This window comes from Pseudovibrio exalbescens (assembly GCF_028737195.1).
GTDB lineage: Bacteria > Pseudomonadota > Alphaproteobacteria > Rhizobiales > Stappiaceae > Pseudovibrio > Pseudovibrio zosterae.
The window spans coordinates 763,194-786,014 of record NZ_JAQZAJ010000001.1; the positions used below are offsets into that span (position 1 = coordinate 763,194).

The window sequence follows — 22,821 nt, forward strand, 5'->3', positions numbered from 1 at the left end:
CCTTATCTGGGACAAGTGTTAGAAAAGGTCTGGTGTGACATCTGTTCGCATGGTTTCAGACCTTTTTTAATTAGCGTAAAAGCTGTAAAACTTGTTCCATCGATTTGACAGATATTTCTGCTGTCATCATCATTGGAAGCACCTGCCCATCGACAGGTTGCGATCGTGTGTATGCCTTAACAAGAAAGTGGCCCCATGGCGATTGACCATATACTGGCAGAACATTCGCGCGAAAGCTTGGCTGACAAAGCCTATCGTCTGATTGAAGAGTTGATCGTCAATCTTGACCTTTCGCCTGGAATGGTTCTGACAGAGAGTGATCTTTGTGAACGGACCGAGATTGGTCGTACCCCTGTGCGTGAAGCAATCAAGCGCCTTTCCACTGAAGGGCTGATTGTTATTCGTCCTCGAAAGGGACTGTTTGTTTCTGAAGTTGAACCACATGAGTATGTGCTCATGCTGGAAACACGAAAGCCTCTGGAACAGCTTCTTGTTGCATCAGCCGTAAAGCGTGCAACACCGGCAGAACGTGAAGCGCTGCATGAGTGCGCCGAAGAAATCCTGAAACAGGCCCGTGCAGAAGACGTCAAAGGCTACCTGCGCGCTGACAAGATCTTCGACGAAGTTCTTTGCGCTGTTTCAAGAAACCCCTACACAGCACGCGCCTGCGCCCCGCTGCAGACCATGAGCCGCCGGGCATGGAGCGCCTTCCGCGGCGCAGAAAAGCTCGAAGACTCTGCCATGCTGCACCGGGATGTTGCTGCTGCGCTTGCAGAGAATGATGCGGAGAAGGCTGAAGCGGCAATTGCCGAGCTGATGGACCACCTGACACGCTTTGCTGTTGAACAGGCAGAGCAGCATGAACAGATCGCGCTGGCCCGCTAAGCCTGCGCGATTTTAGATGGGTTCGAGGCGAGCGGTTCTGCCGCTCGCTCCCATCAAGATGGTGTATTGATGCCCCTGCTCGATAGCTACGCGGCGTCCGCCATATAGCGTTGTTGCACGCACCCGCATATCCCCATGAGCTGTAGAGACCGTCCAGATACCGCCGTGCTGTTCGTAGAACCGTATGGGTGCGTAGAGGATTTCAGAGCGCATTGGCGCCTCAGGCGGGCGCACGATCACGAGAAGATTGGCACGGATGTCGTGCCCCTCCTCATCCTGGTCGATATAGCCGACCGCCCTATGAATTATCTGATAGTCCGCGCTCATCGTCTGTCGGCTGCTCAACATCTCGTGGAATGTGGAAAGCAAACTCCTGAACAAGAACATCCTGAATGATCCCAACACCAAAGCGTGCGTTCACTTTGGCTTTGATCTCTTCTGTGATGTCCTTCAGCTCGGTGCGTTGCAGCTGCGCAAAGTGCTTGTCGGCGCGGCTGTAGATCAGGCGAAACGCCTCATCAACCACGAAGGCGTGAGGCGGCACCGCAAGCTTATCCAGCGTATCTGCATCAATGGTGAAGACGAACTGGGCGATGATGTAGCCGTAGATTTGACCATCTTCCAGAACCGGTACGTTGATGGGCTGGGTCTTCTGATAGTCCAGCCCTTCAAGGTGGGCTTCCTTTTGCATCATGGGGTCGTTCTGGGTCTTCCAGAGCGCTGTGGCATAACCTGCAAACAGTGTAACGCCGCAAATCCAGATACCGGTCAGGAGAACTTTAAACATGTGTTTCTACCACCCACCCGCAGAAGCGTCGTACGTGCCATCTGAATCCATTTCACGAATGGCGCTGGCCAACTTGCCAGAAAGGTCTTTCACTGAATCAAGCTGCGTAGACAACAACTTGAGGTTCAATGCGACACGTTCCTGAAGGTTTTGAAGACGCTCTACAACAGCGGAAGGAAGATCATCCATGGAAATGCTCTCGCCAGCACGTTCCAGCTCCAGCATGACCTTGCTCTTGCGAAACGAAGCTTCTTCCATGTTGTAAGGCTTGTGAGTAGAGATCGCGTCAATTTCTTCTTCAATCACCTGCTCGGCGCGCGCTATAATCGCTTCAAGGCGCGCCAAATCCTGACTGGAGATGTACTGCGGCTCGCCCGTTTGAAGCGGGGCGACCTGCTGATGCTGTTCATTTTCTGCGACCAAACTCGTCTGGGTCGTTTCAGACATTAGGCGTCACCTTTTTGTGTTTCAGTCTGGAGGCTTTCAGGAACCAGCTTCTCAGCAAGGCCAATGCCGCCACTGCGCGCCATCTGGGTGGCAAGCTGCTCAGCCATCAAGCCCTTCCACATGTGGCCTGCGGTGCCACTGCCAAAGAAGCTTTCCATTTCGCGAGGAAGCATGGACTTGACGAAGGTTTGCAGAACGGCGGCCTCAAGACGTTCGCCAAGAGATTCCTGCGTACGGTTTGAAATGTTGTGCTGGGCGAAGGAAGTGAGCGTTTCAACAGGTGTGCCGGAACTGGCCAACCCAACTCCGGAGGCCGCTGGCCCCACCTTTTCGGCGCGGCTCATGGCGCTTGCCCAGTCAGCCTGTTCGCCAGCGATGGGCAGATCGGCGGAGACTTTCACCGGCTTTGCCAGTGTCTCACGCGCAGAACTTGCTTCGAGCGGATCAGCCTGCTTGAGCACATCAAGAACAAGGTCACCAACCGGAGAAACAGCCATACCCAAACACCTCAAATCCCAAGAGCACGATTAGTGTGGCAAACACTAACCATCGAGGCTTATCCCGACCTGACCAGATTTTTGAGCACTTGAAGCTCACCGATCTCGGTCAGTGTCTTCTTTTCCTCGTTGCGGTCATGCTTTTGCTTGGCCACGTCACGCTGTTTTTGAGCCATGTTGGTCTTGCGCTTCTCACCAATCAGCTTGTCCGTAAGGGACTTGACCAGAGCTTCTTTGCGGAACTTTTCCTGCGCGGCGGTTTTGAGCTTGCGGTCGATCGACTTGTTTACGACTTCACCTAGAGCCCCCTCTTGCGAGCCCCAATATCCTGTCAGTTCAGCACTTTTCTCTTCAAGCTGCGTGATTTCGCTGTTGGCCACGGCAATCTCATAGCGCAGAGCATCTTCCTGCTGGCGCTGTACTTTCACGATGCGCTGCATGCGCAAAAACCGTTTCTTGTCCATGCCCTACTCCAACATCAACCATGTTCCCAATCCGTTGAAGAACAGGGAAATCATCTCTGAAATCGTGAGATACAAAACGAACACACCTCCGATCACGATCAGCGGCAGACCGACGAAGTACACCGGCATCTGTGGCATCAAGCGGTTGGTCAAGCCAAGTGCGAGGTTGATGATGATGCCGAAGACAAAGAATGGTGCCGTAATGCGCAGCGCCAGAAGCGCGCCACGTGTCAGACGATCTGCCAGCTGCATCGTGGCCGCATCCGGCATGAAAAGGCCCTGCACCGGGACGGCTGCGTAGGACTCGGCCAACGCCAGGAAAACATCTAGATGAGCCCCGGAAATGAACAGCATGGCGGTGGCTGACAGCGTAACGATACCCGCAAGCGGCGGAATCTGTTCGTTATCTTCCGGGAGAGCTGCAGGCATGCTGAAGCTGGAGGCATTGGCCGCAGCGCCCATCAACATCTGCAGCATTGCGAAGAAGGCGCGGCCAAAAATGCCGATGACAATTCCGATCATCAACTCGGACAGGATGATCAGATAGAGAAACGAGGTACTGGCATTTGAGACCACAGGCAGCACGTTGGCCATCATGAGCGGTGCGACCGCCAGACTTGCCGACAGGGCAATGAAAAGACGCACCTGCATGGATACCCGTGGGGAGGCATATCCGGGCATCACCATGAGACACCCGCCTACCCTGCAAAAAATAACGAAAGCCGAGAGGAGAAGATCAGGCATCTCCGTCAGATTCACGATACGGTCCCCAAGGTCTCCACTTCAATGCCACGCGCCACTTCCATATGCGACAGGATCGGCAATGCCGGGAACATGCGTTCTGTAATCATGCGCACGTATTGACGCGCTTCAGGCGACACAACAATTGCAAATCGGTGGCCTTGAGCAATTCTCTGACGGATCGCCTCGGAGACCTCCTTGGCAAAGTCCTCCACCTGCTTGGGCTCCATGTCGAACTCGATGGCCTCACCGCTGGCATCGCGGCGCAGCGCCTGATGGAAAGCAAGGTCCCAGCGATTGCCAAGGCGAAGCACCTTCAGATGCCCATCGTCGGCAATATCACCGCAGATCTGGGTCGCCATGCGCACACGTACGTGATCAGCAATCTGTTCAGGACGGCGGGCATGCGGCGCAATTTCCGCAATCGCTTCAAGAATGAGCGACAGATTTCGGATCGAGATGCGCTCCGCGAGCAGCAGCTTCAAGACGGCCTGTAGACCTGAATAGCTCACGTGCTGCGGAACGATATCGTCTACCAACCGTTTGTAGGCGGGGTCGAGACGGTCGATGAGTGCGCGCATATCCTTGTAGGACAGAAGCTGAGACAGGTTGTTTCGGATGACCTCTGACAGGTGTGTCAGAACCACGGAGAGGTTGTCGACCGTTGTGTAACCGGACCGCTTCACCTCGTGCTCGAACGCTTTTGGTACCCACATGGCGCGCATCCCGAACGCGGGCTCGCGTGTTTCCGTGCCCGGCAGAGCAGGAAGGTCCCGATCTCCACCGATGACAAGAAGCTCACCCACCTTGATGTCCTGAGCCGCGACCATGGTTCCATGAATGCGGAACTCATAGCTCTTCGGCTCCAGATCAATGTTGTCAGTGAGCTTGATCTCGGGCACCACGAAACCGTACTGCTCGGCAAATTTCTTGCGCATTTTGTTGATGCGGGACCCGATCTCTGGCTTTGCGGCCAGAAGACGCGCGGTGAGCTGCTTGCCGAGGCGTACTTCGATTTCCGCCAGCTCCAAGCTATCCTTTACAGATTCCCGCTTGGCAGCCGCCTCGCGCTGAGCCACGGCCTGCTGTGCGGCAAGGACCTTTTGTCTTTCCGCCTCAAGCTTTCTTGGAATGCTGTAAGCGGCAAAGGCCAGAACACCAGCCAGGAAGGTGAACGGGAGGAACGGAAGCCCCGGCAACAGACCCATAAGCAGCATGAGCATGGCTGCCACGCCAAGTGCACGTGGATAGCCACCAAGCTGGCCCATGACCGCCTGCTCGGCAGAGCCTTTGGTCCCGCCCTTGGACACAAGGAGACCAGCTGCAAGAGACACAATCAGAGCCGGAATCTGAGAGACCAGACCGTCGCCCACAGAGAGCTTGGTGAAGACGTCAGCGGCTTCGGCCAATTCCATGTTGTAGCGGGTCACACCAATGATGATCCCGCCAAGGATGTTCACCGCCGTGATGATAAGGCCTGCGACCGCATCGCCGCGCACGAACTTGGATGCACCGTCCATGGCGCCAAAGAACGAGCTTTCTTCTTCAAGCTCGTGGCGGCGGCGCTGTGCTTCCTTGTCATCGATCATGCCTGCGGACAGGTCCGCATCAATGGCCATCTGCTTGCCGGGGATCGCATCCAACGTAAAGCGGGCTCCGACTTCCGCGATACGGGTCGCACCCTTGGTGATAACGAGGAAATTGATGGTTACCAAAATTGCGAAGACAATCAGACCGATGACGAAGTCACCGCTCATCACGAATTTCGAGAAGCCGTGAATCACATAGCCTGCCGCAAGTGGCCCTTCATGGCCCTCGGCCAAGATGACGCGGGTTGTCGCAATGTTCAGCGCCAACCGCAGCATCGTGGCAATCAGAAGAATTGTCGGAAACGAAGAAAACTCAAGCGGCCGCTGAATCCAAAGCGCCACCATCAGAATAAGTACCGAGAATGCAACGGAAATTGCGAGCCCCATGTCAATCATGAAGGTTGGCATGGGAAGGAACAGAACAGACAGGATGAAGATTATGCCGACCGCAAACCCAAGGTCACGGCGGCTGGATCCTGCTGCTTGCACTGCGTCGCTCATTATTTATTTCACCCGAAATCGACAAGGACTGGTCCAACGTAATCTGGACCATGCCGAGCGAAACTTGTGCGAGCGTGGAAGCACGACGGATTGTCTTGGAGAACCTTCGGCTTAGAAGCCGTTTTCGATGCGTCCGTAGAGCATTTCTGTCAACGCAAAGATCTGCGCCCCAATGAAGGGACCAGTGACGGCGACCATGATCAAAATCGCAACAATCTTGGGAATGAACGTCAGGGTCATTTCCTGAATCTGCGTCAATGCCTGAAACAACGCGATTACAAGACCGACAGCCATGGCAACGCCCACGGCCGGACCGGTGGCAACCAGCACAGTCCAGACCGCGTTGCGCATTATATCGAGAGCGTCAGCTTCGTTCATTCCACTGCCTTATGGAGCCCCGAGGATCAAGCATGTATTGTAGGAGGGCCATCCGGCCCTAGCTTTCCGTTGGTTTGGAGATGGTTACACCAGGCTGAACCAAAACGGCCGTTCCACCTTCCAGAATGGCCACGTTCCCCTCAGAGGTCACCTGAACAGATTCAACAATGCCTGAGACCTTGCCATCGTTTGTTGTCACTGTCATGCCGATGAGGCCTGAAGCCTGATCAATGGAGCTCTGCTTCAGCATGGACTCCAAGTTCTGGTTCATCAATGTGGACTGCTCCACGGCAGAGAACTGTGCCATTTGGCCCATGTACTCGGCGGTGTCCATTGGCTCGGTTGGATCCTGGTTCTTCAAGGATTCCATGAAGAGCTTCAGGAAGGCCTGATAGTCCAGATAGGCATCTTCCCGGTCCGTCTGTGCTGTCGTTTGTGCCGTCGCTTGAGCGGCTTGGCTCTGAGTACCGGTAACGCTTGAAACGGTCATCTACTTGCTCCTGATCAAGCAGCGCGGCTGCTTACTTGCTCAATGGACGGCATCTCTGGCGTCACATCGGACTTGGAAAGCACTTCCGCTTCAACAGGGAAGAGCTTTCGAAGGGTTTTCAAGGCATCAAAATAACGACGCCGCTGAACGAGGTCCTCGATCTTGTCCAAGCCCTCATGAATGTCCAGATTGGCCACCGCCACACGCAGCGCCGAGAGCATCTCCTCGAACAGGTTGATCACCTGCCCCTCACTTGAGGGGTCAATCAGCGCATTTTGAACGACGAAATACATCTGGCGTAGTGGCGTGGTGGTGTCTTCCGGCTGCAATACGTGATTTTCAAGAAGGAACGTAGCGTCGTTCAACAGGTTGATTGTGGTCTTCTGGTCAAAACTCAATACAGCGCCGTTGATGAAGACTTTTTCACCAGCCCGAAGATGAATGCGCATGTAGCCCCTCCCCTTAGTTCAAGCCGTCACGAATTGTTTCGTTGATCTGAATGAGCGAAGCGAAGTCTTCGCTCTCGCCTGCGCGGATCTTGTCGGCCTGCTTGATGCAGAAAATGCCAATCGAGATCAGCTCCGCGCGCAGATCCGTAGGCAGTGCATTATCGTCGCTGCCCAAGTCGTCAATCAGAAAGGACCAGAGCTGACGGATTGTGGTGAGAGCCTTGTAGGACTCATCAGAAGTAGGCCCATTATCGCGCGCTTCTTCCAACTGCTTGATGGCAAGAGTGAAGACTTCGCGCTCCTGGGAGCGCTTGTCGACCGCCGAGTCCTCTAAGGTTTCCGCGTAGGACATCTGGTACATGACAACACCTATTCTATCTTTTTAATTCAACCGCTTAGCGGAGAAAGTTCAACAGGCTCAGATTATTGAGCCGCGCAGTGATCGCGTAGTTTGTCTCGAGCTGGTCCTGGGTATCCCGCAGGCGAACTGCGACCTCATTCGGATCAACATTCTCGATGTCGTTGATGCGAATGTTGAGCGTCGTCATACGCGTCTCCAAGCTCTTCTCAGCGAGCTCAAGACGCTGCTGTCTCGCGCCGATCTTGGTCTGGATGAAGTTTACTCCGTCAATACCTGTGGTAATGGCTGCTACGGAGTTCTCGATAACAACAGCTTCGACCTCTGGCGATAGATCTGCGGTACCAATGAGACCCACCATCGCATATGCCTTTGCCAGTTCCTTGAAGGCCTGATCGTTGGCTGAGAGCGTCGTCTCAATATCTACGCCGGTCTCTATGTTTGCGCTCATCACGCCATCTGTCGCGCCGGACCAGTTTGCTGTCCAGTTTGCCGCAGAAAACTCGTTGGTGGCACTCGCCTCATCATTGAAAACATCATCCAGAAAGATCTGCATGTCTGCTTCAGTGATATTGGAGGTCTGCGCACCATCGGTGATTGGGAAACCAAAGTGAGTATTGAAGGCAGCTTCAATTGACGCCTTTGCTGCATCCTCGAACTCTTGCATCGGTCCGGAGCTGACATTCTCGCCACCAAACAAGTAAACGCCGCCAGCACTGGAGTTCATAACGGAGGTCAGCGAACTCATTTCTGTATTTGCCAGTTGCGAGAGGGTGATGATTGCCCCTCCGGTATCGCGCACACCGATCATTTGGGAACGGAATGCTTCGGCATTGTTGCGGATGGTGTCCACTGCTTGATAGGAAACATCAAGCTTCATCTCCGTCTGACTGTTGGACAGATCGAGACGCTCAGCGTAGTAAAAATCGTTCTTCAGCGATGCGGCTGTACCTGCCTGCGCGCCAACAGAAAGAGCCATGTCGGCATGCTTTCCTGTTGCGTTTTCAATATTCAGGCGGTTGAGATCGTTGTTCTCATCCTGGATGTACTTGATCATCCGGGAAGACATGGTCAGGCTTGAAACGTTGTAGAGAGTCATTGTTACCTCACCGTAGCCAGAAGTTCTTTGAACATTTCATCAATGGTGTTGAGGAGAGAGGCAGATGCCGAGTAGGCATTCTCGATCTCCAACATGCGCTGCATTTCCGTGTCCAGATTGACACCGGTCGTGTTTGAAAGGGTGTCGACCGAGGAGTTGAAAGCGGCAGAGTCAACCAGAGCGATATCCGTTGAGCGCTGACGCTCTGCTGAATACCAACTTGTCGAGTTTGTTGAGAAGGTCAGAAGGCTCGAGTTCGGGTTGACGCCACTGGCAGGATCGAACGTGCGTCCCGCGGTCATGCCGTCGACCGTGTCGTTCAGCCGCTGCGCGAAACCATCCGTCCCCGCAGTGTTGTAAACGTAGTTGGCACCGTTGATGCCACCGTTACGGAAAACGTCCAAATCACCGCCCTGAGCAGGATCTACCGCAGCATTGACCGAGATATTGGCAGCAAGGCCCGGAACATCAGTGGCAGTTGGCATGCCCGGCCCGCCTGGCCAATCGAACAAGCCTGTCTGATCGGCGCCACCACCTACCTGATCAACTTCTTTAAAGATGTCGATCAGTGCATTGGCGGTTTCATCCAACTGGGTCTGAAGGGTATTTGCCGTCACGTCGCGCAGCTGAGCGTAACCGGCCAATTTGCCGCCAGATATCGGCTTGGTAGCATTTGGACCTGCAACCGCAATTCCGTCCACATAGACATCGTTGCCGGTTACATTTGCATCATAAGCTGCAGTTGGCGCGAAAGTGACTTCGCGCGGAGACGTCTCAAAAAGGGTGATGCCGCTATCGGTGTAGAGCGCAATATCGTTATTGTCGCGGTAAACAATCTCGATGCCGATTTCTTGAGACAGCGCAAGGAGCTGTTGATCACGCTGATCCAACAGCGCGTTCACATCATCGCCGCTCGCAGTTCCTTTTACGATCTTGGTATTGACCTTCTCGAGGTCCGCCAAGAGCGTATTGATGTTCTCAACCGATGCCTCCATCGACGCATCGGCTTCAGTACGCAGGTTTTGCACGCTCCGAGAGGCATTCCGCAGATTGGTCACCAGCTCGTTGCTGGTATTTACAACGGTTTGCCCGAGCACAAGGTTGGTCGGATCGTTAGCATAGGCACGCAGATCAGACTCCAACGAACCAAGGTTCGAGGAGATGCCGCCTGAGAACGGATCACTAGTGGTCGTTCCCAGGCGGTCAAGTAGGGTCGCATAAGTCTCGGTGGCCGTCGCAGTACTGCCGTTGCCTATGACAGCTTCCAATGCCGTGCGGTTTGCAGCCCGCTGGGCATTGGAGACGTAAATACTGTTATTGCTATCAGTAACAATGGTGCTGACAACCGCCGTCTGGCGGCTGTAGCTACGATTGTTTACGTTCGCAATGTTTTGCGTGTTGATAGCGATTTCAGCGGAACGCGCCTGTAAGGACGCTTGAGCTGTCAGCAGTGCTGATGTCAGAGACATAGTTCAACGAACCCTTAACGCAGATTTACTAGTTCCTGAAGAACTTCAGAGCTGGTGGTGAAGACCTTGGAGTTTGCACTGTAGGTACGCTGTGCCTGGATCATCTCAGTCAGCTCGGTTGCAAGGTCGACGTTAGATCCCTCAAGCGCGCCGGAGAGCATCTCACCGAAGCCCGCATCACCGGGCAGGCCAATACGTAGCTCACCGGAAGCGTTCGTTACGGAATAAACATTGCCGCTTTGTGCTGTCAGCATGTCCGGGCTCGGCACATCACCAAGCGGGATCTTGTAGATTGCAATTTCATCGCCGTTGCCGAAGATCGCGTTCAGCGTACCGTCCTGATCAATGCGGATCTTTTCGACGGAAGATGGCGCGTTGCCGTTTACATCCACACCAAGTACAGAGAAGTCATCTGTTGCCAGGTGCTTGGTTCCGCTCGCGTCCATTGTGATGGCCTGCGTTGGCGCACCGGTGGTGAGGTTGTCAATATTGATATCGAAAGCACCACCTGCAGTAACCGCACCGGTCGTCGGGTCAAAATCCATAACCGCGGTTGCCGGGTTCAGCGCTACGTTATAGCCAGCGCTGCCAGAAGTCGCTGTGACACTCCACTGGTTAGCGCCAGTTTTCTCGTAGGTGAAATCGACTTTCACCTCGTTGCCAAGGTAGTCGTAGGTAACAATGGATGTGGTTTCGGTGTCACCAACTGCCGCGCCAGATGGCAGCCCGGTGTTGAGCAAACCTGTATCAGACGGAACAGCCTGCATTTCCATATTGGCAACATTCACGGTCTCAAGGCCTGCAGTGCTGTTGGCCGCTGAGTTGATATTGCCATTGATGTCAATCGGATAACCCTGAAGGTAGTAACCTGCGGTGTTCACCAGATCGCCGTTTGCGTCGATCACAAATGAGCCCGCGCGGGTCAGATAAGGCGTACCAGAGCTGTCGTTCACGATGAAGAAACCGCTGCCAGTCACAGCCAAGTCGGTTCCACTGGTCGTGAAGTTGTACCCGCCCTCCTGGGAGATAGACTGAGTAACCGAAGTGCGCACTGAACCGGAGTTATGGCCAGAGCCGCTTCCGCCAATCACCATTGAGGAGAACTGCGTCGCGACACCCTTGTAGCCAACCGTATTCACGTTCGCGACGTTATCAGCAACGGTAGACAGTTTGTTTGCCTGAGCGTTCATCCCGGAAACGCTCGTGTTCATGATACCGTAGATACTCATCTATCTATCGCTCCTAAAGACCGCAGGGACCCTTGATGTTCCCTAAGTTAACTGTTGTAAACTTGCCCGAGCCTGACTGGTAAAACCTCGCCCAGAACGGAAAAGTTGTAGTGTCTCACTTGCAAAACTGCCGAGCGTTGGAAGTCCACTTCCCGAACCCGCTTGCCACCATGTTGGCAATCACCCGGCAGATGTATCGTTTTTGGGCAGGATTGTTGTTTGGACCGGCGTGATACCTGGCCACAGCCATGGTCCAAGTCCCTTCCCTGCGTTTCAATTCACTGAGAAAACGCGCCGCATAGGTGACGTTTTCCCTTGGGACCAACATCTCACGCACGGAAGCGAATTTTTCTCCGTGGTAGTGAATGTTGATCTGCATGCACCCGACATCGATTAGCTTTTTGCCGCGAGCTTGTGCTCGGCGGATTTCCCGAACCGCATCAGATGCGTTCGGAGCAAAATGGGAGTCCCCCTCAATGTTCAGAGCAAACGGATGCAAGGATCCGCGCCGCCCTGTTTCAGTAAGCCCAACGGAGTACAAAATGCCCAGCGGCACGTCGTAGAGCGCAGAAGCACGTTCCAGCTCACGCTCGCATAGCCGAACTCCTGTTTTTGACCCCGATGCAGCCAGAACCACGCTAGAGGTAAATGCCGTCGCGCAAATCACGAGCATCAACGCCAGTACGCGTTTCACCGCCCATGCCCTCCTGGTAGCTCTGATCACGTCCATTGTGTTGGCGCTGCTCGTCACCACGGCTTTCACCGCCCTGACGACCCTCACCAGCCTTGTCGCCTGACGCACCTCGATCGCCCTGACCAGCGAACTGCTGCTTCAACTGGTCTGAGCCATCGTTGCGATGGTTGATGGTGATGTTGGTGCTGTCCGTGCGATAGCCGGCATCACGCAGCACCTTGGTTAGTGCCAGCGCATCACGCTGGAGCATGTCCGCAGCGTCCTTGCTGCTCGCAGTCATGGTGATTTCGAGTTCATTCCCAACCAGCTGCATGGAAACTTTTACCGTACCCAGATTGTCTGGGCGCAGCTGGATCTCCAAAGTCTTGACCGGATTGCCGTTTTTCACGTTTTGAGCAGTTTGCGAAAGCTCACGAGCGAGCTTAGCCGGATCACCCAGACCATTGTCGGGACCAAGTAGTGCATTGGCTACCTGGCGGGTCGGCCCTTTAAGGTCAGCAGCTGGCATGAAATGCGTTTCAGCTTTCAAGACCTTTACGTCGCCCGCCTCTTTTGGAAGCTCGCCCTCAGCGCCCGACTTGGCCGCGGCCAGATCAACGGTCACCTTCTCTGAAGCATTAGATGGCATCAGCTTGCCATCAGCAGACTGTTCAGCGACAGCGACTTTGGCAGCTGAGGCATCAGTGCCCAAAGACGCGGCAGCCGCTTTTCCTGCCTCTTTTCCTGCTGTTGCTGTGGCCGCAGCAAGATCAACGGTCTTACCTCTTTCGCCAGAGGCTTGAGCTGGGACAGCAACTGCAGCTGCAGATGTGGCAGCCGATGAAGGCACTTGAGCCTGCCCACTCGTTTGTGATGAAACCGCGGCCAAAGCCACTGCCAATCCTTGGCCTGCGCTTCCAACCTCTGAGGAGACTGCGCCTGCGGCTTCACCGTCTTGGCCAGCGCCTGGGGTAACTTCAAGTTGCGTTTCAGAAGGCAGTTCTGCGTCTTTAGCTTTTGCAGAGCCGCCGCTGCCAGTCGCAGCCAAGAGGTCTTTTAGGGCTTTTTCGGCATTCTCAAGCGTATCACCCTCACTTGCCCCTAAAAGCTTTGCTTCCAGCCCCTTGCCCTCTTCCGAGGCTTGGCCTTGTGTTTGCGCAGCTCCCTTTTTGCTGCCCTCCACTTTGGCCAGCAGGCTGTGCAAAGCTGTTTCAGTGCCATCAGGTGCAACACCGGCCTTTACCGATGCTTTTGGCGCTTGCTGGGCAATTTCGCCCTTCACCAAGCTTTCAGGGAGCTTCTGCTCCTTGCCTTTTCCGAGCTGCTCGAAAACAGCATTGAACTCACCGCTACGGCCCTGTGCATCGGCTTTCTCGCCGAGGGCGTTCTTTGCGGCTTTGTTTTCTCCACCCATACCGGGGGTCATAAGGACTTGTGCGTTACTCAAAATTCTGCGTCCTTCAGTGTGGTGTTCGCACTGTCCAGGGAGGCTTGAGCCTGAGCGAGAACGCTCATATCCACGCCGTTCCGCTTCAAAACGGCCTGAGACAGGTGCGGTGCGAACATCGATGCCTGTTCGATCTGTGGGGTTGGCCAATCGCGGATGGAGTTCGCAACACGCGTTGCCGCGTCAGCCAGAACCTGGTTTTCGTGAGAGAGCGACCAATAGTCGAGCTGACCAATGCCGTTCAGCGCATCCCGCCAATCCTCTGTTGAGGCAAGAGAAGCCGCGATGAAAAGATCTGCCTTGAGATGCTCTTCTTCTGAAGTGCTCTCCATGTCCTTGATGACTTTGCCTGCCTTTGAGGCGAATTCAGTATTTCCGCTTACCAGCGCTGCGCGAGACAGCGTCAACAACACATGCCGACGAGAATCCTCATCAAAGTCTGCAAGAAGCTGGAATACTTTCTCCCAGTCACTTTCACGCTGCAGGTAGTAAGGCGTGCTCATGGTCGCGGCCATCTTGTCCCTGAAGTCAGGGGCAAAAACCGAGTCCGGGTACTGAAAGAGGTAGCGCTGCGCCAGGCGCTCGAACTTGTCGTGATTGCCGAGGCGCGCAGCCAGAGGTACCTGACGACGGAGCGCACTTTCCTCGACCAATGTGCCCGGCATCAAAAGGCGTGCCAAATCAAACCGTTTATTAGCCTCTTCAGGCTTGTTTGCGCTCAGCAGAATACCTTGCGCAAGTGCTACCTGTCCCGCCAACCCGGAAGGCAGACGGTGCACATCCACCTTCAACAATAGATTTTTGGCGGCCTGACGGTTGCCTTGAGAATAAGCCATCGCGCCAGCAAACAGGTTCTGGTCCGTATTGAACACAATGCCTTGACTGGCCAACTGCTGAAAGACGGAGCCTGAACCACCGCTCAGCATGAACGCCACAGCTGCGTTTGCCTGTTTCGGGATTTCCCAAACCTGCGGATCAACCGTCAAAAACCGGCGCCCCAGAACAAGAAGCGAAGGCTGAAGAAGGTCATAGGCCTCAAGATTGCCACGGATGATCTCATCCTGAAGGATCTGCATTTCCAGAACCATCAGATCCGGATCGGCACTGACAGATACCTGTGCCGTAGCCGGGCTGGTACCGACCCCGGCACCAACCAAGCTTAGAGCGACAAACGCGGCACGAAGATGTTTTCCAGCCCGCATCCGTTACACCTCGGTATCGTTTAGAAGCATGATTTCGATACGGCGGTTTTGTGGGGCCAGTGTATCCCCAGCGATCTTGGGACGCTTGTCTGCATACCCTTCGATACCCACGATGCGGTCTTCCGGGATGCCACCGCGCAGCAGCATGTAGTAGGCCATGTGGGCACGGGCTGTCGACAGACGCCAGTTATCATAATCGCGCGACCGGAACGGACGACTGTCCGTATGCCCGCGAATGACGATGGCACCCTTCTTCGACTTCAGCACCTCGGCAATGCGCTCCATGGCAGCAACAACCTGCGGGCGAGGCTCAGCAGACCCCACGGCAAACATACCGAAACGCTCGTTATCCATGATCTGGATCAGAACACCGTTGGCGTTTTGCGAGAAGTCTATACTTGCGCCCGACGCAACACCCTTCAGAGCGTTACCAATTTCAGAACGGATCTCCGCAAGCTCTTGAGCGTCAACAGGTTTCGCCTGAGGTACGGTTGGTTTCGTCTCTCCGATGCCCTGTTCGCTCTTGTCAGAAACACCCACAAGCGCAACGTTGGTTTCACCGTCTAGCGGCTGATCCGAAGTGCCATCTTCTCCCTGCGAAGAACTGCCAGTATCCGTCTCAGAGGATGTGCCGTTTTCAGCCTCCCCAGAAGATCCGTTCTCTGTGAAATTAGAGGTTCCGTTCTGGTTGACGTTGGACGTGCCGTTGAAAGGAAGCTCTGAACTGCCGTTTTCTGCTAGCTCGGAAGTTTCATCAACGGACACGTTGAATTCTGTGCTCTCCGCATTGCTTGCGGCGAGTTCAGCCTGTTCCGAACCGTCGGCTTCCGATTGCGTCGCCCGCACTGCCCGGGTCTCTGCAACAGCGCCTGCGATCTCTGCAAACTCCTGCTGTTCAGGATCCAGGCCAACGTTTTCCGGAGATTGGCCCAGCACGATCACACGGCTGCTGCTGCCGCCTTCTTCCTGCGTTTCAGCACGTTCGAGCAAGCCAGTTTCCGTGCCCTGCTCCAGTCCTTCGGTATCAGACCCAGCTTCCGGACGATAAACGACGGAAGACCCACTGGTGAGCGCTTCTTCTGAGCCCTCCATATTCGGGTCGCTGATGCCTGCACGCGCAAGATCTTTTGCATCTTCCAGAACACGGATTTGCTCTGCAGAAAGTTCTGTTACGTCGAGACCGTTCTCAACCTCAGTCACGATCGGAACGCGGGCCAACAATGGCGAGTTGCCCGGAAGCTCCTCACTCTGCCAGCCAGATGGATCGAATGGATCGCGGAAACTGGACCCATCAGCGAGACCCTGGCCGTCAGGATCGCGGTTAGGACGGGCAAACAAGACCGGCGTCGTTGCTGCTTCCATGGAACCCGGACCACCCTGACCTGCGGAGCCGTCCGTTTGAACCAGAGCCTCGGCTTCAACTGCCAGTGCAGCAAGGATCGCATAAGGATTGTCGAAGAGTTCTTGTTCAGTATAGCGCCCTGCTTCACCGGCCTGCGGGGTGCGCATGCGGGAAGCTTCGCCCGGAACACTGTCAGCTGTCTGGCCAGGTCCCTTGGGCTGCTTGTCAACATCTTCGGTGATTGGCTCAGCTTTGTCGCTGCCGCCGCCGGTGGTGGGGCCCTCAAGTTCAGTGCCACCCTCACCGGCCTTTTTCATGTCGTCAACGCCTTCGTTGCCCTCAGCCGGCGGGTTTTCATCCTCAGGATCACGAAGACCTTTTCGCTCGGATGCAGTGTCTACAATCTTCATCGGATTGAAGTAGGCTACAACACCCTGACGCGTTGCGTTGTCAGAGGCATTGACCAGCCACATGACCAGAAAGAACGCCATCATTGCGGTGGTAAAGTCAGCGTAGGCGATCTTCCAGACACCGGATTTGACACCCTGGTCCATATCGTCATTTCGCCGACGAACAATGATGATTTCAGACTGTTCTTTTTCAGCCATTGCCACACTCAGCCTTGATTTGTTTCGTTAAGTTCAGCGAGCCAGTCCGCAAGACCGGATGACAACGTCATGTCGGAAACTCGGACCTCCAAATCGGCGTCCTCGGTTTCCTTGTATTTCATGATGTGACACATCTCGCCTGAAGAGCGTTGAAAGAGGTCGAAGAGATCTTTGGGGCCACTCACTTCGACCACACTCTCCTTGTTGCCGGCCAAGTGCCGGCGGAGAACCTGTGACAAACTGAGGATCGCTTTTTGGCGCGCTTCCTCGTGCAGGAAAGGGATAAGGATATCCGCCACAGTTGCGGACACCCGTTCCTCAAGAATGGTCAGGGAGCGCTTGATTTCCTCTTCGAGGATGCGACCCTGTTCTTCTTTCCAGGCCTTCTGTGTTGTTTCAAGCTTCTCGTCGAGTTCTTGCTTCATGGCCTCGATGCGTGCGTCACATCCCGCCTTTGCAGCTTCCTCCCCCTCAGAAAAGCCGTTCTCATAGGCTTCAAAAACTCGGTTTACCCAGTCTCCGCCCTCACCGTAGGCCTTGGGCAGAAACGCCACTACATCGCTTTGCTCAAGTACATCGCTCTGCGCAGAAGCTGTTGCGTTGGTAAAATCAGCAAGCGTTTCGGACAGCGCCTTACTCATGAAGCACGATCCTGATTGTACATCCACTGCTTGAGGATGATGGCCGCCTGAACGTCATCCAGATCAACGGCACGCTCAAGCTTGCGCAGGGCAACGCGGTTGACCATCGTTGGATCATCGTCTTCATGGGCCTGCGACATGTCGGCAAGGGCAGCAAAGGCACCCTCTGGCGCTGCGCCTTCAATCATACCTGGTGCTGCACCACCTGCGGCCAGAGCAGCCTGACCTTCAGGCAGGGCTGCAATGGCAGTGGAAGCTGCTTTTTCGTCTTCCATCTCCTGCTGGCTTGGCAGCAGGAAGGCAACTGCTGGACGCAGACCGAACCAGATGATCATGAGCGTCACAACAAGGATCGCAAGAGCGTTCACCAAGCTGCCCATGTTACGCATCAAAGCGTCCATGATTGTTTGCTGCGGGATTGGCTGGAGCTGACCTTGAGGTGTGAGAAAGTTCACCGCACTGACGTTGATCTGGTCGCCACGCTGAACATCCAGACCTGCTGCTGTAGCGATGATCTGTTGGATCTCGTCCAGCTTGCTCTGAATTTGCTCAGGCGTCACTTCCTCGCCATTCGGGCTATCTGCCAGAAGGCGTGCGCGGTCCACAACAACGGCCACAGAAAGACGATCGATCTTGTAGTCATCGAAGATGGTCTCAACTGTGCGGCTGGAGATTTCGTAGTTGGTCAGCTCTTCTCGGCGTTCATTTTGCTCAGAAGAGCGTTCCCCGCCCTGCGCATTGACATCTTCTTCAGGCAAGTTCTGCTCGACAGTAACAGGCGTTTCAACGCTGGCGTTCTGCGACTGCTCGTTTTCGCGGACCACACGGAAAGAGCGCTCCACGCGGCTTTCCGGATCAAAAGTGGTCTCGGAAACGCGTTGCGTATCCGTATCGAGCTGCGCTGAGACGCTGACCTCAAAGTTACCGATACCCAAGTAAGGCAACAACGCACGACGGATCGACGACTGCGCTCGAGAGACCATGGTCTCTTCCAGCATGACCTTTCGACCACTCGACGCATTGGACTCGCTATCCCCGGCTGCGAGAAGCTGCCCTTCGGTGTCGAGGATGGTGACACCGTCAGGAGAAAGGCTTGGAACGGCAGCTGCCACAAGATGACGGATGGACTGGGCTATACCGTTGATCTGGCCCGCATCCGCGCGAATAAGAACAGAAGCGGTCGGCTTTTGATCTTCACGGCGGAACGTTGCCTTTTCGGGAATCACCAAGTGAACGCGCGCGGCTTTAACCCCGCGCATTGACTGGATTGTTCTTGCGATTTCGCCTTCAAGCGCACGCACGCGCGTCACACTCTGCATGAACGAGGTCAAACCAAGAGACCCCATCTCATCGAAGAGCTCGTAGCCGGCGCCGGAACCACGCGGCAACCCTTTTTCAGCAAGTAGCATCCGCGCCTGTGCTGTTGACCCCACATCAACAGTCACCACAGAGCCGTCGGAGCTCACATCAAACGGGATCCCAGCATTTTGCAATGCAGTGCCGATCTGGCTTACGTCATCACGCTCAAGATTGGCGTAGAGAATTTCTTGCTGTGGACGTGACAGGAGATATGCAGCAACACCAATCGCTACAAAGGTGACTAGTCCAACAAATCCAAGGGCGATCAACCGCTTTGTGCCTAGTTGAGCCAAGTTGGAATAGATTTTTTCTGCATTTTCGCGGGCAGCCATACGCACCTCTGATGCTATACATTCGTGCCCTATTTTGACCAATAACCTTGCGCGAAGGTGGTGCAGCAAGATTTGGCGGAAAACCTAGGGTTTTCCGAGGTGGCCGCGGCAGGAAATCCACCGCGGCGCAAGCTTCAAGCCGGTATCGGCAAGTTTTGCAGGGACATCAACCGTCCGTTGGCGATTCCCTCTCGGCTCGCGCCGAGGTGTGCCTTGGTCAAACCGGCAAGCTCGAACGCGCGCTTGAGTGACAGAGCTGGATCGACCTTGTCGTACATTTCCAACTTGCGCCTTGAGATCTTCTCTTCCAACGCTCGCTTGTGCGCAGAAAGCTGCGCCTGATAACTTTCAAGCGTATCAGCAGCCATTTTCAGACCTTGCTGGACAACGGTTGTCACACCAATCAATTGACGGAACTTGCCTGGATCTTCAAAAATCTCGTCAAGCTCGGTGAGATCCAGATCAAGGATCGTGGCTGGATCTTGAGTGAACGCTCCAGCCCCAGCCAACGGCTTTTCGAGAAGTCCTTCGCCTTCAACACCAATCAGCAAGAGCTTTGAAACATTCAAGAGCATATGGGTAACCGTCGCACACCCATCTGCGTGACCGTCAATGTCAACAGGTACTGACTTGAAACTGATCGATGCACCGTTGCCGCGCCGCAGCCGGCCAATAAGCTCCTGCTTGTGCGCTAGTGAGTTGGCACAAAGCGACAGCCGCTCCTGCAGATGCGCAATTTCGAACTGAATTTCGCGACGGTCCGCGAGCGGCTCAACAGCCTTCTTCAGAAGGTGCCTTATTTGCGTGAGATGGCCAATCAACTCCACCTGAAGCTCTGCAATTTCGAAAGCTTCACGCATGCCATCACCAACCACTTCGCGGTAGGCAGAGCATATCTGTGTTGCGGCCACATTCGGAAGGTCTTGATGATCGACAGCAAGCGCCAGACCTGCGCCCGTCTCCCAAGACGTAACATTCACCACGCCCTCGAGAACACGTTGTGATGGGCGAACCCGGCTTTCACAACGATTGTCTCTGACGGCCCTGAATGGAAAAGGTCCCATGCCCTCACCTTTCCATGGACTTTCACCGTTGCTTTGAAGATCGTGGAGCTAACAACAACGACCAATCAGAAACTCATAAAACGGCGAATCTCAAACTCGTACTTTTAAACTCGCCGTCCAGTATAGGGAATGAACTTGCTTGAGACTGACCGTAGCTACAATTTTAATTAGTTTGCCGGGTATGATTGTACGTAGTTCATACGAAAAAGCCGACCCAAGGTCGACTTTTTCAGAACTCTTTGTGTTCATAAGGGAAATCTAGACAAACGACCTTATGAGACCGGCAGTCAACAAATGCCACCCGTCCACCAACACAAAGAACAAAACCTTGAATGGCAGAGAGATCACGGTTGGCGGCAGCATCATCATACCCATGGACATGGTGAGAGTTGCCACAATCAAGTCAATGACCAGAAACGGCAGGGCAATCAGAAAGCCGATTTCAAAACCTCGGCGTAGTTCTGAGACCATGAAGGCTGGTATAAGAACACGAAGATCGATCTCTTCAATAGGCGTATTGCGATCATAGTCGAATGATTCAACGGCGAGCTCATCAAACAATGCCAAGTCCTTTTCACGGACATTGTTCAGCATGAACTCCCTGAAGGGACCGGTGATCTTGTCGTAGGCCTCTTCCTCTGTGATCTCATTGTTGATCAAGGGCTGCAAGCCGTCTTCCCACGCCTTATCGAAGGTGGGTGCCATGACATAAAAGGTCATGAACAAGGCCAGAGAGATGAGGATGATATTTGCTGGCGTGGTCTGAAGCCCCATACCAGAGCGCACGAACGACAGCGCCACCACGAAGCGGGTGAAGCTGGTCGCCATGATCAGAATGCCGGGCGCGAGCGACAGGACCGTCAGGATCGCGATGTATTGAATGATGCGCCCGGTGGTGCTGGCCTGCCCATCCGGCAAGATGGAGGACAGATCAATTTCCTGGGCCAAGCCCGCCGTTGCGCTCATCAAGAATACAACAGCAAAAAGACTAAGCGCTTTGATCTTCACTGAATGACCACCGATTCTAGGATGAGTTCATGGACAGCGTCGCCGCCGCGCATGCGGGCGCGCTCGTTCAGATCGTCCCGCAGGCGCAAAAGGCCACGTGACCCTTCCAACTGACGCGGACCCAACGTGCGGGCGTACACCAGCAGATCTTGTTCGATTTCCTTTGCAAGAACATCGCGATCCTTGCCGCCCATCTTCGCAGTCTCCACGACCAGTGAAGACTCGATGCGGATCCAGTTCTCAGAGGAAGACAAGAGGTTCGTCACGATCGGGTTCAAGGAAACAATCTGACTTTCCTCGGCATAAATCGGATTTACGATACCCTCGTCTTCCACTTCACGTGCAGCGATAAGTTGATCATGCACCTGAACAACCAAATGACCGCCAAGCAAGTACCCACTAACCAACGCCACAACCGTGACGATGAAAATGGCTATGATGTTTTCAATCAGAGAAGACTCTCGCTTCAGAAGTCCACCAATCATGAGCTACTCCTAGTACGGCGAGATGATGTCCATCACCTGTTGACCCCAGCCTGGCTGCTGGACCTCGGTGATGCGACCACGACCGCCATAGGAGACACGAGCCTCAGCGATCTTGTCATAAGGAATTGTGTTACGCCCGGTGATGTCCTCAGGGCGAACAATGCCGGCGACAGAAAGAACGCGAACCTCATAGTTCACACGGACTTCCTGCTGACCGCTGATAATCAGGTTTCCGTTTGGAAGCACCTGTGTCACGATCGCAGCAATGGAGAGATCGATCTGCTCAGACCGGTCAATTGCGCCCTCACCTTTGCTGGTTGTTGAGCCAGTGGCCCCGATATTGCCGTTTGCGCTGCCACTGGAAATCGACCCCCAAGCAAAAGCGGCGTCAGCAGAAGTTCGCGCATTTGAATTGCGTGAGCGCTCAGACTCGTTGTCCAGCTCCGCTCTGTCGTCGATCTCGATGGTAACAGTCAGGACATCACCGATCTGCTTTGCGCGCGGATCGCGGAAGAAGTCCTGCTCACCCTCAGCCCACAGACCATGAAACGCCCGCTTTTCGGTTTTGGTCTGCATGGATGTGGCAACGGGAAGAGCCCCCACATTTGGGGCCAGGCCATTACCCAGGGGGGTCAGCTCCGGCTCTTTGCCGACGTTTTTCAACGAATTACAACCGGCCAAGGAAAGAGCCAGAAGGAGAAGAGCGGCTTTCTTCACGAGTCGGCCCCTTTTTTGTACTTTTGCGTCAACAGCGCCATGGTGTCGGTCAGGTAAGCGGCGCGCTCCGCTGGCATCTCCGCCAGAATCGCACCTGCCTGACGAGGCTTGAGCTGCATCAGCACTGAAACTGCGGTGATATCGTCCAAGGTGGAAAGCTGAGTTGCGGCCGCTTCAGAGCGCATTTTCGCGTAAATCTCAACCACATGCCCCTCAGCGCGCTGCAGGATCTGCTCGCGCCGTTCAACCCAATTGCGAAGTTCTTCGATCTTGGCGTCCAGCTCTACGATCTTGGCGTTCATCTGCTCTTCAGCATCGAACATCGCCCGCAACTGCCACTTCATACGAGCGGCATCGGCATCTTCTGAGACGTTCTGACAATAGTTCAGTGCGTCTTCGATGCTTTGCTGCTGCTGCTTTTCGCTCATCTCAGCTTCCTGAGCTGAGACGGACAGCGTCAGAGCCAGCACCGCAGCTGCGCATACACCCGTAAGATTTAGCGATTTTCTGCTAAAAGCCATCGCACCCTTGTTCCCGAAGAATGAATTGACCCGATCATG

The 22,821-nt window shown here is 54.6% G+C and carries 26 protein-coding genes; 1 reads left to right on the forward strand and 25 read right to left on the reverse strand.

The features are described 5' to 3' along the window. Positions 1–195 precede the first annotated feature (195 nt). A complete protein-coding gene (locus PUV47_RS03610; RefSeq protein ID WP_274217083.1) occupies positions 196–885 on the forward strand; it encodes a GntR family transcriptional regulator in 690 nt (229 codons plus the stop codon). A gap of 12 nt (positions 886–897) precedes the next feature. Here PUV47_RS03610 and PUV47_RS03615 read toward each other — a convergent pair whose 3' ends face one another. The 25 genes from PUV47_RS03615 to PUV47_RS03735 all read right to left on the reverse strand — a co-directional run bounded on the left by PUV47_RS03615 (position 898) and on the right by PUV47_RS03735 (position 22,782). Then, positions 898–1,212: a hypothetical protein gene (locus tag PUV47_RS03615; RefSeq protein WP_274217084.1), complete on the reverse strand. Its 315-nt coding sequence runs from the start codon at positions 1,210–1,212 to the stop codon at positions 898–900. Then, positions 1,184–1,672 (reverse strand): hypothetical protein, encoded by a 489-nt coding sequence (locus tag PUV47_RS03620; RefSeq protein ID WP_274217085.1) that lies wholly within the window; start codon positions 1,670–1,672, stop codon positions 1,184–1,186. The genes PUV47_RS03615 and PUV47_RS03620 overlap by 29 nt, the downstream gene beginning before the upstream one ends. A 6-nt stretch (positions 1,673–1,678) precedes the next feature. Then, the gene (locus tag PUV47_RS03625; RefSeq protein WP_274217086.1) at positions 1,679–2,119 is read right to left on the reverse strand and encodes a hypothetical protein; all 441 of its coding nucleotides are present in this window, start codon (positions 2,117–2,119) and stop codon (positions 1,679–1,681) included. Next, positions 2,119–2,616: a rod-binding protein gene (locus PUV47_RS03630; RefSeq protein ID WP_274217087.1), complete on the reverse strand. Its 498-nt coding sequence runs from the start codon at positions 2,614–2,616 to the stop codon at positions 2,119–2,121. The genes PUV47_RS03625 and PUV47_RS03630 overlap by 1 nt, the downstream gene beginning before the upstream one ends. A 59-nt stretch (positions 2,617–2,675) precedes the next feature. Beyond that, positions 2,676–3,080, reverse strand: a complete 405-nt coding sequence (locus PUV47_RS03635; protein WP_274217088.1) for a hypothetical protein — start codon at positions 3,078–3,080, stop codon at positions 2,676–2,678. A gap of 3 nt (positions 3,081–3,083) precedes the next feature. Then, the gene (locus PUV47_RS03640; protein ID WP_274217422.1) at positions 3,084–3,824 is read right to left on the reverse strand and encodes a flagellar biosynthetic protein FliR; all 741 of its coding nucleotides are present in this window, start codon (positions 3,822–3,824) and stop codon (positions 3,084–3,086) included. 11 nt (positions 3,825–3,835) lie between these two features. Further along, positions 3,836–5,911 (reverse strand): flagellar biosynthesis protein FlhA, encoded by a 2,076-nt coding sequence (gene flhA / locus PUV47_RS03645; RefSeq protein WP_274217089.1) that lies wholly within the window; start codon positions 5,909–5,911, stop codon positions 3,836–3,838. 111 nt (positions 5,912–6,022) lie between these two features. Beyond that, positions 6,023–6,289 (reverse strand): flagellar biosynthesis protein FliQ, encoded by a 267-nt coding sequence (fliQ, locus tag PUV47_RS03650; protein WP_274217090.1) that lies wholly within the window; start codon positions 6,287–6,289, stop codon positions 6,023–6,025. A gap of 58 nt (positions 6,290–6,347) precedes the next feature. Continuing rightward, entirely contained in the window at positions 6,348–6,779 is a 432-nt protein-coding gene (gene flgD / locus PUV47_RS03655) for a flagellar hook assembly protein FlgD (protein ID WP_274217091.1), read from the reverse strand. 14 nt (positions 6,780–6,793) lie between these two features. Then, complete coding sequence (flbT, locus tag PUV47_RS03660) at positions 6,794–7,228, reverse strand: flagellar biosynthesis repressor FlbT (protein WP_274217092.1); 435 nt, start codon at positions 7,226–7,228, stop codon at positions 6,794–6,796. Between the two features lie 13 nt (positions 7,229–7,241). After that, complete coding sequence (gene flaF / locus PUV47_RS03665; RefSeq protein ID WP_274217094.1) at positions 7,242–7,589, reverse strand: flagellar biosynthesis regulator FlaF; 348 nt, start codon at positions 7,587–7,589, stop codon at positions 7,242–7,244. Between the two features lie 34 nt (positions 7,590–7,623). After that, complete coding sequence (locus PUV47_RS03670) at positions 7,624–8,685, reverse strand: flagellar hook-associated family protein (protein ID WP_274217096.1); 1,062 nt, start codon at positions 8,683–8,685, stop codon at positions 7,624–7,626. A 2-nt stretch (positions 8,686–8,687) separates the two neighbouring features. Further along, a complete protein-coding gene (gene flgK, locus PUV47_RS03675) occupies positions 8,688–10,154 on the reverse strand; it encodes a flagellar hook-associated protein FlgK (protein ID WP_274217097.1) in 1,467 nt (488 codons plus the stop codon). Positions 10,155–10,168: 14 nt separating this feature from the next. After that, positions 10,169–11,383, reverse strand: a complete 1,215-nt coding sequence (locus PUV47_RS03680; protein WP_274217098.1) for a flagellar hook protein FlgE — start codon at positions 11,381–11,383, stop codon at positions 10,169–10,171. A 115-nt stretch (positions 11,384–11,498) separates the two neighbouring features. Further along, entirely contained in the window at positions 11,499–12,056 is a 558-nt protein-coding gene (locus PUV47_RS03685; RefSeq protein WP_274217423.1) for a transglycosylase SLT domain-containing protein, read from the reverse strand. Next, a complete protein-coding gene (locus tag PUV47_RS03690) occupies positions 12,022–13,470 on the reverse strand; it encodes a flagellar hook-length control protein FliK (RefSeq protein ID WP_274217099.1) in 1,449 nt (482 codons plus the stop codon). The genes PUV47_RS03685 and PUV47_RS03690 overlap by 35 nt, the downstream gene beginning before the upstream one ends. A gap of 29 nt (positions 13,471–13,499) precedes the next feature. Continuing rightward, a complete protein-coding gene (locus PUV47_RS03695; RefSeq protein ID WP_274217100.1) occupies positions 13,500–14,705 on the reverse strand; it encodes a hypothetical protein in 1,206 nt (401 codons plus the stop codon). Between the two features lie 3 nt (positions 14,706–14,708). Next, on the reverse strand, positions 14,709–16,655 hold the full coding sequence (locus PUV47_RS03700) for a flagellar motor protein MotB (RefSeq protein WP_274217101.1): 1,947 nt from the start codon (positions 16,653–16,655) through the stop codon (positions 14,709–14,711). Positions 16,656–16,663: 8 nt separating this feature from the next. Beyond that, positions 16,664–17,296, reverse strand: coding sequence for a hypothetical protein (locus tag PUV47_RS03705; RefSeq protein ID WP_274217102.1), 633 nt, complete (start codon positions 17,294–17,296; stop codon positions 16,664–16,666). Further along, complete coding sequence (fliF, locus tag PUV47_RS03710) at positions 17,293–18,987, reverse strand: flagellar basal-body MS-ring/collar protein FliF (protein ID WP_274217103.1); 1,695 nt, start codon at positions 18,985–18,987, stop codon at positions 17,293–17,295. The genes PUV47_RS03705 and fliF overlap by 4 nt, the downstream gene beginning before the upstream one ends. 134 nt (positions 18,988–19,121) lie before the next feature. Further along, the gene (locus PUV47_RS03715) at positions 19,122–19,967 is read right to left on the reverse strand and encodes a hypothetical protein (RefSeq protein WP_274217104.1); all 846 of its coding nucleotides are present in this window, start codon (positions 19,965–19,967) and stop codon (positions 19,122–19,124) included. A gap of 342 nt (positions 19,968–20,309) precedes the next feature. Next, on the reverse strand, positions 20,310–21,017 hold the full coding sequence (gene fliP, locus PUV47_RS03720) for a flagellar type III secretion system pore protein FliP (RefSeq protein WP_425313733.1): 708 nt from the start codon (positions 21,015–21,017) through the stop codon (positions 20,310–20,312). Between the two features lie 38 nt (positions 21,018–21,055). Beyond that, complete coding sequence (locus tag PUV47_RS03725) at positions 21,056–21,544, reverse strand: flagellar basal body-associated FliL family protein (protein ID WP_274217107.1); 489 nt, start codon at positions 21,542–21,544, stop codon at positions 21,056–21,058. A 9-nt stretch (positions 21,545–21,553) separates the two neighbouring features. Further along, positions 21,554–22,261: a flagellar basal body L-ring protein FlgH gene (gene flgH / locus PUV47_RS03730; protein WP_274217108.1), complete on the reverse strand. Its 708-nt coding sequence runs from the start codon at positions 22,259–22,261 to the stop codon at positions 21,554–21,556. After that, on the reverse strand, positions 22,258–22,782 hold the full coding sequence (locus PUV47_RS03735) for a MotE family protein (RefSeq protein ID WP_274217109.1): 525 nt from the start codon (positions 22,780–22,782) through the stop codon (positions 22,258–22,260). Before PUV47_RS03735 ends, flgH begins: the two co-directional genes overlap by 4 nt. Between the last annotated feature and the right edge of the window lie 39 nt (positions 22,783–22,821).